The sequence below is a fragment of the Ruegeria sp. BHSB064 genome (assembly GCF_059613205.1).
Genome location: NZ_JBXWSB010000013.1, coordinates 47117 through 61816, shown reverse-complemented (window position 1 = coordinate 61816; position 14700 = coordinate 47117). Strand labels below are relative to the sequence as shown.

Here is a 14700-nt window from a genome sequence, read left to right as displayed (position 1 = left end):
TCATTTCTTGACGGCAGAGCCCGTCTGGGCAACGATTACAGGGCATCCGGTTCGCCGGATGCCCCATGACCTGCTGACTTAAACAGCCAAAAGTTCCCGACATAGGACGTTATCGACCCTGATTTCCTTGGGATAGCCGGTCTTGCGGCAGATGCGATCCAAAGTCGCAACGACATCTTCGCCTTTGTAGCTGAACCGGGCATCCAGCACCGGCACGTAACGGGAGAAGGTGTCGACGACTGTCAGGATGCGTATCTTGCGGCCTGTGGCCAACTGATCATGCACGAAGTCTATCGCCCAAACATCATTTGGGTTCCCGGCTTCTTTGCGGTCTTCGCGAAGCTTCGCCTTTACACGCCGCTTGGGTGTCTTGTTGCGCAGCTGCATGCCCAATTCCTTGTAAACACGATAGGTTTTCGTTGCATTGATCTCCCAACCCTCCCGCCGCAGCGGCACATGGACCCGCCGATAGCCAAACCGAACGCGTGTCTCACAAATCTCCTTGATCCGCTGTTCCAACGCGGCTTGGTCGCGCCGACGAAACTTATACCGGTATGTCCGCGGATCGAACCGGATAAGCCCACACGCCCTCCGGATCGATACCCGCCAATCAGCCCTGATCTCGTCGACCAGCGTTCTCTTGCGAGCAGGCCTCGGAGCTTTCGTTTGATAACGTCCTGAAGCATTTCTTTGTCCAACGACAGGTCCGCGACGATCTTCTTCAGCCGCCTGTTCTCGTCTTCCAGCTCACGCAGCTTCTTCATGTCCGCCGGCAACATCCCAGCGTACTTCTTCTTCCAATTGAAATACGTCGCCTGGCTGATCCCAGCCTTTCGACAAATCTCAGCAACAGGTGTTCCTTCTTCGCCTTGCTTGATGATGAACGCCTTCTGCGCGTCCGTGAATTTGGATGCTTTCATCGCCATTCGCTCCTCTCCCAGCCAAGGGAAATCTAGCGGAAAACTCTAACCATGAACGAGGACGTTTTCAGGAGGCACAGCACCATTGGCTTGTGCCCCCATCGGGCGCGGGCTCGGAGACTTGGCGAACGTCGCAGCATTGCGTATTTCCATATGGCGTTTATCGTTACTGGAATGATAAGTTTCCCACGTCTGCATCTGATCCGCTCTTTCGTCGCAGTAGCGAATGAGGGGAATATCAGGCGCGCTGCGGCGATGATGTCTATCACCCAAGGCGCGTTGAGTAAGCAAATCCTGCAATTGGAAGATGAACTTAAGGTCAAGCTATTCCGGCGTACCGCTCGCGGGGTTGAACTCTCCGAGGCTGGCGCGCTGATCTTTCAGGATTGCGAGAGGGGTTTGAAGATTGTTGATGGCGCAATAGGACGGATCGCGACCGGATCTGATACCGCGACTCTCGTCGTGGCCTGTGCCCGCTCCTTTGCCACGCGCGTCCTGTCGCGCTTTATTGGCGAATTCCAACAAAGCCACCCCTGGATCAGTGTTCGCATTGACGGCTATCGGCACATGAGTGACCTGCGGCGTGGCGAAGCCGACGTCGGTATTCGCGTGGGCGAGGGTGAGTGGCCAGACGTCACGGCAGAGCGGCTTTGTCGGGACCCACTGGTGCCGGTCTGTTCGGCTGGCTTGCGGACCCACGTTGCGCCAAAGGCACCGGCAGATCTTTTGCGTGACCCCAGGTTGCTATTGCGGTTTTCCGACAGGCCATATTGGCGAAACTGGGCTACGCATTATCAGCTCGATACAAATGAACCGGCCGCTGGACCGGTCTTTTCTGAAACGGTGATGATGCTGGAAGCTGCCGAAGCCGGTCAGGGAATTGCACTTGGGCGGTCGTCTCTGGTGCGTCATGCCATAGACACGCGGCGGCTGGTTGTCGCGGCACCTTATGCATTCGACGACGGGGTTTCCTATCATCTGGTCATGAACGACATCACGCGGAACCGTCGCGCGAACCGCGCTTTCCGAGAGTGGCTTTTTGAGCGTGTTGTCCCTGAAATGATCCTTGAGATCGACGGCTGATATTCCAGATTAGAATACCTTTGACCAATACTTTTCGCTGTTCCCTGACCAGCGCGCGGGCCAGAATTTGTTAAATCAATCGACAGACAAGGGGATATCAGATGAGAAAAAAAATGAGCCTTCGCACAGTAGGCGCCGCAACAATTCTCATGGTGTCGGCTGCAATCGCATCGGCCGACCAACTTTCGGAGATCAAGGAAGAGGGCACGATCTCGTTTGGGGTCAAGGCCGACTCCAAGCCCTGGGCCTATGTGGATACATCCGGCAACCCGATTGGTTTTGAAATTGATCTGGCCAACGCCATCGCCGAACGCCTTGGCGTTACCGCGGAATTCACCACGGTCACCAGCGCCAACAGAATTCAGTTCCTGGAACAAGGCAATATCGACGTCGTACTTGCAACCATGAGCGACACCGAAAAACGCCGAAAGGTCGTGCGTATGATCGAGCCGCACTACTTCGCGGATGCAACGAATGTGCTCTATACTGGCGACGCCTTTTCAGACTGGGCCAGCGTAGAAAGCGGAACACTTTGCGGCGTGCAGGGGTCATTCTACAACCGCTGGGTCGGGGAAGAGTACAGCGCTAATGTGCAGGCCTATGCCGGCGTGCCCGAGGCAATCGCTGCGCTCAAGCAGGGTCAGTGCGACGGTTTCATTTACGCCGACCAGATTTTGCGGATGCAGGTGGCATCGGACGATGCGCTTTCTGGATATGTGGTCGGGCTGGAACCGGTAAACCCAGATTATTGGGCTATGGCTGTTCAATTGGAAGACGATGCAGTCTCGCTTGCGGATGAGGTTTCACAGATCGTTGCCGATCTTCACAAATCCGGCACGCTCGTCGAATTTGCCAATGAGCATGGTCTGGGCGGCAACCCGTTCCTGCAATCCCAGGTCAGCAACTAATTCTGATCTCCTCCCCGAGAGGTGCTGCACCGGTTGCCGAATGGCGCGGTGCAGCACATGGAGCTTGAACGATGGACCTCGAGGCGATCGCCACCGCCGGCGACTTCGATTTCACATTCCTCTATGACAGTTTTGATCGCCGACGTTTCTTGACCGGAGTGAAAAACACGCTGTTCATATCGGCCTGCTGCATCGTGATCAGCGTGTCATTGGGGCTTGCAGGTGCGGTGCGCTATGCGTTTGGCACACGTGTTGAACGGGCGCTGATTGATGGTTTTGTGAGCCTGTTCAGAAACACGCCGCCGCTTATCCAGATTTATCTGTTCTTCTTCGGGTTCGGTGCTCTTGTGGCCTCGGCGTCGGGCAACACAGTGGTGGTTCCGGCGATTGCCTGGGCGGTGGTCGCGGTCTCGATCTATATCACCGCCTTCAATATCGAAGCCTTCCGCGCGGCGATCGAAGGCATCCCCAAAGGTCTGATCGAAGGGGCTATGTCTCTATCTCTGCCGCGGCGGTGCCTGATCTGGAAAATCGTTGTTCCGCTTGCGCTCCGTGGTGCGCTTCCATCCGTTGGGAATAACCTTGTCGAACTCATAAAATCGACATCCTACGCGTACGCGATCGCAGTCCCCGAATTGCTGTACGCGTCAAGTCAGATCTGGGCGGATTCGCTCAACGTGGTCGAGATGATGATCACGATGCTGGCCGTCTATATGTTGATGATCGGCGCGGTGGTTTTGGTTACACAGGTGCTTGAACGTCGCCTGAAACTGCCAGGGTACGGGGCATGATTGCGGCGGCCACAAAAGCGCGCGTACCCAGCGTTGTTGAGCTGACAGCCCCACTGGCGCTGATATTTTGCGCCAGCTGTGTCGTGGCGCTTTTGGTTCCGATCTTCGGAGAAGGATCAATGCGCGCCAACTTGCCTGTTCTGGCTGCGCTGTCCAGCTGGACACCGTTACTGGCCAAAGGGTTTGTCATGGACGTCCTTTTGGCGACCGGAGCGATGATACTGGGCACTGCATTGGGCGTGACGTTTGGGTTTCTCGCTGTCGGGAAAAACAAGGTTATTCGCAGGATCGTGTGGGGATACACACAGTTCTTCCGAAATTCGCCGGGACTTGTGCTGCTTTTTGCGTTTGCCTTCGCGTTGCCGTATCGCATCGATCTGGGATTCGTCGAAATCCCTTTTCCGGCCGAAGCAAAGGTGATCGTGTCTTTCGCACTTAAGATCGCCGCGAATGTTTCGGAACTGGTTCGAGGCGCGGTGGCAACCGTGCCACGTGGCCAGTGGGAAGCCTGCGATTCTCTGGGCTTCAGTCGCCTGCTAACGTTCCGTCTTGTCATACTGCCACAATGCGTAACCCGCATTGCGCCATCCTGGATGAATGTCGCGGCGCTGTTCTTTACGGCTGTGCCCGTGGCGTCGCTTGTCGGCATCTACGATTCTGTGGCCTATGCAGGGCTTGCCCTGAAAGCCGAGTCCAACTCCTCTCTTATCATTCCGATCTACGTCTATGTGCTCACCTGGTTCTTTGGCGTCGCCTTCGCGCTGCAGGGTTTGACCCGCCGTCTCGAAGCGCGCCAGAGGCAGGTTGTGCGCTAGCATCAAAAGGACCCCCCATGACCGAGATTCACAAGACAATCCGCTATCTGTCGTCGGGCGAACTCGACCGCCTCAATCTGAGCATGAGCGATATCGTTTCGCTTCTCGAAACTGGGTTCCGTCTGAAGGCTGAGGGCAAAGTGCAGATGCCGCCAAAGATTTTTTTCCACCGTGGAGGCAGTGCCCAGTTCTATAGCTCGATGGTCTGCGCATCGTCACACCTGGGATTTGCGGGCTGCAAGTGGCAGAGCGGCGATCCGGACAATCCCGCGATCGGCCTGCCCTATATTCAGGGGCTCTACATCCTTAACGAAGACAAGACGGGCCAGATGCGTGCGATCATGGATGCCGAATGGATCACCGGGGAACGCACGGCAGCGGCGTCCGGTCTTGTCGTCAAATATCTGGCGCGAGACGGCGCGAAAACTGCTGGGATCATCGGCTGCGGCCTGCAGGGTAGAAAGCATGTTCAGTCGATCCTGTCGGTCAGGCCCGACATAACCGATTTCATCTGTTACGATATTCAGCCAGAACGCCAGGCGCTATTTATCGAAGAAATGTCCGCGCGTTTTGACATCAAACTGCGAGGTGCAGTTGGCGCAGAAGAGGTGGCCCGCGCCAGCGACGTATTGATCACCGGTGGCCCGATCGAAAAGAAACGCCGCCCAGTTATCAGACCGGACTGGATCCGGTCCGGCGCGCTGGTGGTCACAATCGACTATGACAGCTACGTGACAGATGAGATGATCGCCGCGATGGACCTGGTTCTGACGGACGATCAGGGTCAGATCGAGGATGCGCGCCGAAATGAGGGCAAATTCCCAGGGGTTAAGCGAATCGATGCGACGCTTGCCGATCTTGTCTCTGGTTCCAAAGGTGCCAGGACGAAAGAAAACCAGCGCATTTTGGCCTTCAACCTTGGAATCGCTTTGGAAGACCTCGTTACGGGTATTGAGATTTTGAACCGCGCAGAGGCCGACAATGCCGGTCAGATTTTACCTCTCCGGGCTTTGGAACCTCCGGTTGAACCTGTGACTGGTGCGTTGACCTAAAAGGGCTGATTACGCCGCACAGGTTGGCAAGAATAGTCGGAAGGTTGTTCGAATTTGACTGCCGGTGCGCTCCCTTCGTTCCGGTGCGCGCGCCGGATCACGGCTTTCTGCTGGCAAAAGACACCCCAAAAAAGTTGACATGTGCGCCAATTTTTTAAATATATCTATAGATATATCATTTTGTCGTTTTGGTGTCAGTATGGGGGGGGAAATGCATTGAAACCGGTGTTTCATGGCCTGTGTTCAGCCGTTGAGCGGCTGTTCTTGTTGATGGGGGTCGTCCTCTTCGCGGTCATGATCACCGTCGTCTTTTACGAGATCGTCATGCGTTACGTCTTCAACGCCCCGACGTTCTGGGCCGAACCTCTGGCGCGAAACGCAATGATCTGGATGGTCATGCTTGGGCTCGCCGTCGGCGTCCGGCAAAAGGACAATATCTGCGTCGATTTCATTGCGGATCGTTTCACCGGGTCTGTACGGGTCGGCGCCGCGCTTATCCGCCTGGCGCTGGTAATTATTTTTGCTGGCATCCTTCTGGTCTACGGTTATCAAATGGCGATCCTCGGGCTGAAGAAGAACGTGGTCGGCCTCGATATTCCTCAGGGCCTGATCCAGGCGGTTGTGCCGATTTCAGCAGCGGGCATGCTGCTTTTCACCATCGAGCTTTTCGTCAAACGCGACTGGGGCCGTTTCTGATGGAGCTTTGGGTTCTCTTCGGCGTTCTGGTTTTCACGCTTTTCATCGGGCTGCCGCTGCCATTTTCCATGGGGATCGCCTCTGTGGCCGCGATCATGGTTATGGATCTGAACATTCCGCTGACAATCATCCCGCAACGGATGGTGGCGGGGATCGACAACTTTGCGTTCATGGCGATCCCGTTCTTCCTGCTGGTCGGCGAATTGATGAACACGTCCGGCATCACTCAGAGAATCATCAACCTGTCCAATGCGCTGGTAGGGCACATTGCGGGCGGGCTTGCGCAGGTGAACGTCGTCTCCTCCATGTTCTTTGGCGGGATGTCAGGGTCGTCCACGGCTGATACTGCCTCCATCGGGTCGATCCTCATCCCGGCCATGAAGAAGGAAGGCTATGACGCGGATTTCTCGGTTGCACTTACAGCGACGTCATCCTGTTGCGGACCGCTGATCCCGCCGTCCATCGGCATGATCCTGTATGGCGTGATCGCCAATGTGTCGGTGACAAAAATGTTTCTGGCGGGCTATTTGCCGGGTCTGATGCTGGGTCTTGGTCTCCTTCTGACCAGCTATGTTATCTCCAAGCGCCGGGGGTATCCGACACATCCGCGCGCGACCTTGCCTCAAATTTTCACCGCGTTCACCCAAAGCGTCTGGGCCGCCGCATTGCCGTTCCTGATTATCGGCGGGCTGCTCAGCGGTATCTTCTCTGTGACAGAGGCAGCCTGCGTTGCGGTTGTCTACACGCTTTTCGTCGGACTTGTCGTTTATCGCGAACTCAGGTTTACCGACCTGCCGCGCGTCTTCATGATCGCAACGGTGAAATGTGGGACAATGATGTCCGTTGCCGCCGCCGCATTGATTTTTGCTTGGGTTCTGACCGTGATGGAAGTGCCCCAGGCGCTCGCCGCTGCGATTCTGACGGTGTCCGACAACAAGTATGTCATCCTGATGCTTCTGAACGTGTTCTTTCTGATCATCGGCACGTTCATGGAGCCAAAGGCCTCGATGTTGATCCTGTTGCCAGTCCTGCTGCCGGTTATCCCCCAGTTCGACATCGATCTGATCCATTTCGGCATCATTTTCATCTTTAACGCATTGATCGGACTGATCACCCCGCCGGTCGGGCTAGTCCTGAACCTTGCGGCAAAGATCGGCGGGGTCAGCATCGACAAAGCGTCCATCGCGGCCCTGCCTTTTCTGGGTACGATGCTGCTGATCCTGATGGTCATCACCTATATGCCGGCGCTCATCCTGTGGCTGCCCGGCATGCTTTGAACGTTCAATACTAGGGAGGAAAACTATGAAACACGTTCTCAACTTCGCTGCCGGTGCTGCCATTGCGGCCTTGACGGCGCTGCCCGCTCTGGCGGAAACGAAACTGAAACTGGCGCATGTCGCCGACCCATCGCATCCGGTGAATGCCGCAGCATTAACCTTTGCCCGGGTGGCAGCAGACCTTTCGGATGGCGACATTCAGGTCAGCGTGTTTCCCAACAGCCAGCTTGGCAAGGCGTCTGAGGCGATGGAAGGGATCCAGCTTGGCACGGTAGATATCTCGATTGATGCGCTTGGCGCACTGTCTGCCTATCACCCGGCGGCTGGCATCGACAGCATGCCTTATGCTTTCAACGATGGTGACCATTACATGGCAGTTTGGGACGGACCCGTCGGCAAGGAAATCAAAGAGGTTTTCGCCTCGGAAACCAACTTCCGCATTATGGGTCATATGTTCCGGGGCACGCGTGAGCTGACCTCTAATGTCGAGGTGCGTTCGATGGAAGACCTTGCGGGTCTGAAGATGCGTGTGACCCCAATCAAGGAACGGCTGGAAACGTGGAAGGCCTTCGGGGCGGCACCAACGCCCATGGCATGGTCAGAAGTGTTTACTTCGCTTCAGCAGGGCGTGATCGACGCCCAGGAAAACCCGGTGGCGGTCGCGCTGTCCCAAAAGCTGTATGAGGTGCAGAAATACCTGATCCTGACCTCGCACATGGCCAACGGCTTCACTTTCATCATGAATGAAGAGAAATTCCAGGCCATGACGATGCAAAACCAACTGGCCCTGCGGGGTGCCGCGCTCGCCGCTGCGGCCGAGTTCAGCGCCAAGGTTGAAGCTGACCGCGAGACGACAATTGCCAAACTTAAGGACCTTGGCATGGAAGTGATCGAGATCGACCAGGCGCCATTCCGCGAGAAGGCCGTTGAGGTTGTGGCGCTCTTCCCGGAATTGGCACCCTGGTACGAAAAACTCCAGGCTGCACAGTAAACGCTGGAAGAGGACGCCGCATCTTGGCGCGGCGTCCGACCCTGCCACCTGAACGAACAGCATGGAGACATTCGCAATGGCGGAATATCAACCGGATGCGACAGGCGCGCTCAATGGTGTGCGCGTGGTAGACATGACGCGGCTGGCGGCGGGCAACATGCTGACCCACATGCTGGCCGATTTCGGTGCCGAGGTGATCAAGATCGAACGACCTGGTGTCGGAGATGACCTGCGCAGGTTCGGCAAGGCGGAGGTCTGGTGGAAGGAATACGCCCGATCCAAGAAGAGCCTGTCGCTCAACATCAAATCCGATGAGGGCAAAGAGCTTTTTCTGGCTCTTATCGACACAGCGGATGTGCTGGTTGAGAATTTCGTACCCGGTACTCTCGAAAAATGGGGGCTTGGTCCGGATGTCCTCATGACGCGAAGGCCAGAGCTTGTCGTCGTTCGGCTTTCGGGATGGGGCCAGACCGGACCCTACGCCCACAAACCGGGCTTCGGCACCCTGATCGAAGGGCTGTCCGGCTTTGCTGCTATGACCGGTTTTGCGGATCGCCCGCCGTTGCTTCCGCCACTGGCTCTGGCTGATATGGTTGCCGGCACGGCGGGTTTCGGGGCCGTCACGACAGCGCTCTATGCCCGACTGAACGGCAAGGCACAGGGGCAGATCATCGACCTGTCGCTCTTTGAACCGCTCTTCAGCGTATTGGGACCTTGGGTTGCAAACTACGCCGTAACCGGCAAGGTGCCCCTGCGCGAAGGCAACCGGAGCGAGGTCGCAGCGCCGCGCAACGTTTATACCACGTCTGACGGGCGCTATCTAGCGCTTTCGGCCTCTATGCAATCCATGTGGGAAAAGCTCGCCACTGCAATCGGTCGAGGGGACCTCATCGACGACCCGCGCTACCTGACCAATCTGGACCGTGTGAAACATGCCGATGATCTTGATCACATCATCGGTCAGTTCATCGCTGAGAAATCGCTTGACGATAACATGACGTTTTTTGAAGCTGCCGGCTTAACAGTCGGCCCGATCTGCGACCCATCGCAACTGGTCGATCACGAATACATCCGCGGACGCGGCGTAATCGAAGACTACCCAGATCCCGATTTCGGTACTGTCCCCCTGCACACACCCTTCCCACGGCTGAGCAAGACGCCCGGTACCGTGCGTGCGCCCGCGCCCGTGATCGGCCAGCATAACGATGAATTCATCGCCGAGTTGAAACTGTCGGAGAAAGGCCTGGACTGGCTCAAGAAGGCGGGGGTTGCCTGATGTGGCGGGCAGCGCTGTTTATTCCGGCGACCGAGCCGCGATTCCTTGAAAAAGCGGCGGAGCGCGGTGCAGATGCCATCGTTCTTGACCTGGAAGCAAGCGTTGTCGCGGCCCGGAAGACAGAGGCGCGCGAAGCGCTTGAACGGGCCGTCGCGGTGCTGGAAGGCAAAGGCTTGGATATCCTGGTGCGCATCAACATGGGCTGGCGATCGCCCTTTCTCGACATCGAGGCGGCGACGCTGGACAGTGTCGCGGCCATTCTGGTGCCCGACGTGCGCGACGCCACTATTCTAAGGGCCATCGCCGGCCATTTGAACGAGCTGGAAGTCGAGCGCGGGCGCGCCGCCCCGCCCATTGGCCTTGTTCCCCTGATCGAAAGTGCCGAGGGCGTCGAGAACGCTATCGACATCTGCCGGGCTCCCCGCGTCTGCGCGACAGCCCTCGGCATCGAGGATTTCCTGGCGGACATGGCGGCTTTGCCAGATCCCGCGCTCTTGGATAACTTTGCGATGCGCGTGGCATCCGCTGCGCGCGCGGCGGGTATAAGCCCGCTGGGTGTTCCGGAAAGCCTTGCCAATCTGAGCGATCTGGACCGATTTGCCGATGCCGTGGCGCGCGCTAGACGATATGGGTTCGAAGGCGGTTTTGCCGTGCATCCCAAACAGGTCGACGCCCTGAATGCAGGTTTTGCGCCCACGGACGACGAAATCGCCGAGGCCCGCAAGATCATCGAGGCCTCGGACCGCTCGGATGCGGCGGGGATCGGCGCTTTTCAGATGGGTGGCCGCATGATTGACCTGCCGATCGTGCTGCGCGCCAAACGCTTGTTGGAAAAAGCAGAACAAAGCGACTAGTTTATGGCCATGACAGAGATGAAACTGGACGTCCCACGTTCAACCCCGTTACAGGATGCCCCCAAGGCGTCGATGAAGGCGATTGCCTACGACGCGCTCAAAGGCAAAATCCTGACAAATGTCTTTGCCGCCGGTGATTTTATCGACGACGTAGCGGAAGCTGCTGGACTGGGCATGAGCAAGACGCCGGTGCGTGAGGCTTTGCTTTTGCTTGAGGCTGAAGGCCTGGTGGAAGTTCTGCCGCGTCGCGGTATCCGCGTGGTTCCCATCTCTTTGCGGGACATGGAAGAAATCTATCAACTTCTGACAGCGCTGGAGGTGGCCGCCGTCGAAATGATCGTTGCACGCAAACTGTCGCGGGCCCAATTGCGGCCATTAACAGAGGCCTGCGCGGCGATGAGAGACGCGCTTGAAACGGATGCCGGCAATGAGGCTGACGAGGCATTTCACCGCAACATCCTGATCCTTTCCGGCAATCGGCATTTGACCGAAACGGGTTTGCGATACCGTGAAAGGGTTCAGCGCGGGCATCTGATCGCCATGCGCCTGCTGGACAAACCAAGCCTTGAGCTGTCCGCAAAGCGCCACGAAGAATTTGTCGCGTGCTTGCTGTCGGATACGCCCGAAAACGCAGTTGGGCTTCATCGCAAACAGCGGTTTAGGGGAGGGGAACGCGTGCTGGACATCCTTCGAAGTTCCGGGTTGAAGGCCCTGTAGGTGCGCTGAGATGCGATATACCGCAGCGCATTGGGGAACCTATGAAATCCAGGGGCGGGGCGATGACCAACGGCTACACCCTGTTACTGGTGATCCCAACCCATCTGTCATTGGACGCGGCTGGCTGAGTGGTGCTTTTGACCCGAATGTGCGGGTATACAACCCCTCTGTTCGCAAGGGATGGTTGGAGAAACGCGACAGAAACCGCTGGGGCGATGACGCGTTTGTCGAGGTTTCCTGGGATATTGCCCTAGACCTTGTGGCCGATGAACTGAAACGGGCGCGGCGCGACTACGGCAATCAGGCGATCTTCGCGGGTTCCTATGGCTGGGCTAGTGCCGGTCGGTTTCATCACGCTCAATCACAGCTCCGCAGGTTCATGAACCTGATCGGCGGCTACACCGGCGCACGCACGACCTATTCCCATGCCGCCGCGGAAGTCCTGTTTCCATACATCACCGGGTTCTCGAATTCTCAGCTACAAGAGCAGATGACATCCTGGCCAGAGATTGCGGACCACTGCGAGTTGATGCTCTGCTTTGGCGGCATCTCCGGGCGGACAGCACAAATTGCCTCTGCCGGAACCAGTGCGCATGAGGTGGAATCCGAACTCGGTCGAGCTCTTGCAAATGGTATGAAAGTCATCGGCGTTTCACCGGACAAGCGCGACTTTGAGGACATGCCCGGAACCCGCTGGGTCCCGATCCGTCCGGGGACGGATGTCGCGTTCATGTTGGCGGTCGCCTACGAGATCTATGCTGCTGGCCAGCATGATACAGCCTTTCTGGAGCGTTATACAGCGGGGTGGCAGACGTTCGAGGCCTATCTGACCGGAACGTCGGACGGGCAACCGAAATCCGCCGATTGGGCCGCACCCATCACGGATGTAGAGGCCAAGGTAATTCGTGAAATCGCCGCGCAGTTGCCGGTACGTCGAACCATGGTGTCGCTGCCCTGGGGGCTTCAGAGAGCCCACCACGGAGAGCAGCCCATCTGGATGGCATTGAGCCTCGCAGCGATGCTGGGACAGATCGGTCAACCGGGAACCGGCTTCGGATTTGGGTATGGCTCGGTTACACCGGTTGGGCGCGCCGCGCGTTTTCTTTCATGGCCTTCGGTGCCGCAGGGCCAAAACCCGGTAAACGATGTGATCCCGGTCGCGCGCATCGCAGACGCGCTGCTACACCCCGGCGACCCTTATACCTTTGACGGCGGTACCCATATCTATCCTGATCTAAAGCTGGTTTACTGGGCCGGTGGCAACCCGTTCCACCACCATCAGGATCTGTTCCGCCTCGAAAGTGCCTGGCAGCGACCCGAAACAATCATCGTGCACGAGCACAGTTGGACAGCGACCGCGCGGCGGGCAGATATCGTCCTGCCGGCCACCACGCCATTAGAACGTAGCGACATCATGATGAACCGGCGCGATCCGGCGCTGGTCTACATGTCGCCCTTGCGCGCGCCATTGGGCGAGGCGCAGGACGATCATGAGATTTTCGCCTCTCTCGCCGATCGTTTTGACCTGAGAGACAGATTTATCGACGGACGTAGTCAGCAAGAGTGGTTGCGCTGGCTTTGGTCCAGCGCAGAAGGGGTCGCCAGGGATGCAGGATTTGATCTGCCCGGATTCGAAGCCTTTCGTGAAACCGGGATTTTCCTTGTTCCCAAGGGCACCGGACGTCGCGTTTTGTTCGAAGACTATGTTTCGGACCCGGATAGCAATCCCCTGAATACTCAAAGCGGTCGGTTGCAGATCGCCTCGCCCGAAATCGCGGCAATGGGTCTGCCGGACTGCCCCGGACACCCGGTGTGGCGTTCACCGGTTGAGGGTGCCGAAGATGTTGGGCGCGGTATGCTCCACCTCATTTCACCGCAACCGCGTTCGCGCCTCCATGGACAGCTAGATACCGGCGCAACGTCCCGTTCGGCCAAGATCGCAGGCCGCGAAGCCTGCCGGCTCCATCCGGCAACCGCCCGGCGCTTGGGGATTGCTGACGGGGATATTGTGCTTCTCGAAAATTCACGCGGTGCCTGTCTTGCGGGTGCTTTTCTGGATGATTGCCTCCGCGAGGATTGCGTCAGTCTGCCCACAGGTGCCTGGTTTGATCCGCAGGACGTGGCAGGCCGCCGGATTGATGTACACGGCAATCCGAACGTCCTGACAATTGATCTTGGCGCTTCTGGCCTTTCGCAAGGGAACATAGCGCACACCGCAACGGTCAATGTCAGTCGATTTCGTGGGCCATCGATTGACAAAAGTGTTCACATGCGGCCAAAAACCGCAAGACCCGACAACTGATCAGCACGACCTTGCCACATTCGTCAATTAAGTATGCTAATGGGATACACCCCAAGATATTTGCCGTACAACGGACTCTCGCATTCCGGCGAAAGCAATCTCTTAGTTTAACATAAACTTCATTATGCGCCGACATACTTAGTGTTGTGATAGTATATTATCGTATGTATGCTGAACTCTATCACAGAGGGCCCTCAGTATGCACCATCTACTCAAGAAACTCCTCCCCTCGGTCGCAGTCGCTTTGACTGTGACAAGTTCTTCGCTGCCGATGCCCGCCCGCGCGCAGACATACCCGATCGATTGCGCGATCCTCCTGTGCCTGTCTGGTGGCTGGCCTGCTTCCGTGCCATGCGCCAGAGCCCGCGCCGAATTCATCCGACGCATTACGCCTTGGCCGGTGGAACCCCCGCTTCAAATCTGGCGCTGTCCTATGGGCGCGTCCTTTGAGACAGCTCCAGCAGCAAACAGTGCTGACCGCATCTTTGAAGCGTTCTTCCAGAGCAACAGCACTGGACCGCGACAATCCTTTACAGCGCACGATACCGCTGATCCATTTATGGCTGCTTGGCGCATTCCAGAAACACCTAGTGACTTCGTTCCTGCCGACCAGGCCCTTCGGCTCATTCAAGATCGCGCGGACATCGATATCAGCGGACCTGAGTTCAACTTCGTACGATCCATCCGAGTCTTCGATGTCCGGTATGCGCGACAGCATGAATCCGGACGTGACGGCGACTGCAACCGTAGCGCCACCGTGGTCCTCGGCACATACGGAACCCAAGGCGATTTCGCCTGGCAGAGGTCTTCCATCACCGCCCTACCCTCCGCCCATATCGGCCTCGAACGCTGGGGCCAGAATTGCCCCGGTATCTATCATCGATCCGTCTTCGTCGATTGGCGCGACTACGAGGGCAACTACGGCTTTGAGCAGGTGAACTACTGACCTGCCACCGCATTGGCTTGTCACGGAACTCGGCTTCTTTGACTTGTACGACGGCACCGCGTACCCGTCGCG

Annotated in this window: 13 protein-coding genes and 1 pseudogene; 13 read left to right on the top strand and 1 reads right to left on the bottom strand. The window is 57.3% G+C overall.

Annotation, left to right across the window (positions count from 1 at the left end):
* Positions 1 to 111 precede the first annotated feature (111 nt).
* Positions 112 to 920: pseudogene (locus tag AC2FNU_RS05250) on the bottom strand (IS3 family transposase); the annotation flags it as partial.
* A gap of 174 nt (positions 921 to 1094) precedes the next feature.
* On the opposite strand from AC2FNU_RS05250, the gene AC2FNU_RS05245 reads away from it, so the two are divergent.
* The 13 genes from AC2FNU_RS05245 (at position 1095) to AC2FNU_RS05185 (ending at position 14628) form a co-directional block, all read left to right on the top strand.
* Entirely contained in the window at positions 1095 to 2003 is a 909-nt protein-coding gene (locus AC2FNU_RS05245; protein WP_496785690.1) for a LysR substrate-binding domain-containing protein, read from the top strand.
* A 113-nt stretch (positions 2004 to 2116) separates the two neighbouring features.
* Positions 2117 to 2911: a transporter substrate-binding domain-containing protein gene (locus AC2FNU_RS05240; RefSeq protein WP_496785688.1), complete on the top strand. Its 795-nt coding sequence runs from the start codon at positions 2117 to 2119 to the stop codon at positions 2909 to 2911.
* A gap of 71 nt (positions 2912 to 2982) precedes the next feature.
* Complete coding sequence (locus tag AC2FNU_RS05235; protein ID WP_496785686.1) at positions 2983 to 3702, top strand: amino acid ABC transporter permease; 720 nt, start codon at positions 2983 to 2985, stop codon at positions 3700 to 3702.
* Positions 3699 to 4517, top strand: coding sequence for an amino acid ABC transporter permease (locus AC2FNU_RS05230; protein ID WP_496785684.1), 819 nt, complete (start codon positions 3699 to 3701; stop codon positions 4515 to 4517). Before AC2FNU_RS05235 ends, AC2FNU_RS05230 begins: the two co-directional genes overlap by 4 nt.
* Positions 4518 to 4534: 17 nt before the next feature.
* Positions 4535 to 5569 (top strand): ornithine cyclodeaminase family protein, encoded by a 1035-nt coding sequence (locus tag AC2FNU_RS05225; RefSeq protein ID WP_496785682.1) that lies wholly within the window; start codon positions 4535 to 4537, stop codon positions 5567 to 5569.
* A gap of 225 nt (positions 5570 to 5794) precedes the next feature.
* On the top strand, positions 5795 to 6265 hold the full coding sequence (locus tag AC2FNU_RS05220) for a TRAP transporter small permease (protein ID WP_496785701.1): 471 nt from the start codon (positions 5795 to 5797) through the stop codon (positions 6263 to 6265).
* Positions 6265 to 7542 carry a TRAP transporter large permease gene (locus AC2FNU_RS05215; protein ID WP_496785680.1) on the top strand — a complete coding sequence of 426 codons (1278 nt, stop codon included), beginning with the start codon at positions 6265 to 6267 and terminating at the stop codon, positions 7540 to 7542. Before AC2FNU_RS05220 ends, AC2FNU_RS05215 begins: the two co-directional genes overlap by 1 nt.
* Positions 7543 to 7567: 25 nt before the next feature.
* Positions 7568 to 8533, top strand: coding sequence for a TRAP transporter substrate-binding protein (locus AC2FNU_RS05210; RefSeq protein WP_496785678.1), 966 nt, complete (start codon positions 7568 to 7570; stop codon positions 8531 to 8533).
* A gap of 76 nt (positions 8534 to 8609) precedes the next feature.
* Positions 8610 to 9809, top strand: a complete 1200-nt coding sequence (locus tag AC2FNU_RS05205) for a CaiB/BaiF CoA transferase family protein (RefSeq protein WP_496785676.1) — start codon at positions 8610 to 8612, stop codon at positions 9807 to 9809.
* Positions 9809 to 10663, top strand: coding sequence for an HpcH/HpaI aldolase/citrate lyase family protein (locus tag AC2FNU_RS05200; RefSeq protein ID WP_496785674.1), 855 nt, complete (start codon positions 9809 to 9811; stop codon positions 10661 to 10663). Before AC2FNU_RS05205 ends, AC2FNU_RS05200 begins: the two co-directional genes overlap by 1 nt.
* 9 nt (positions 10664 to 10672) lie before the next feature.
* Positions 10673 to 11380: a GntR family transcriptional regulator gene (locus tag AC2FNU_RS05195; protein WP_496785672.1), complete on the top strand. Its 708-nt coding sequence runs from the start codon at positions 10673 to 10675 to the stop codon at positions 11378 to 11380.
* A 10-nt stretch (positions 11381 to 11390) separates the two neighbouring features.
* Positions 11391 to 13682, top strand: coding sequence for a molybdopterin-dependent oxidoreductase (locus AC2FNU_RS05190; RefSeq protein WP_496785670.1), 2292 nt, complete (start codon positions 11391 to 11393; stop codon positions 13680 to 13682).
* Positions 13683 to 13881: 199 nt separating this feature from the next.
* Entirely contained in the window at positions 13882 to 14628 is a 747-nt protein-coding gene (locus tag AC2FNU_RS05185) for a hypothetical protein (RefSeq protein WP_496785668.1), read from the top strand.
* The last annotated feature ends 72 nt before the right edge of the window (positions 14629 to 14700 follow it).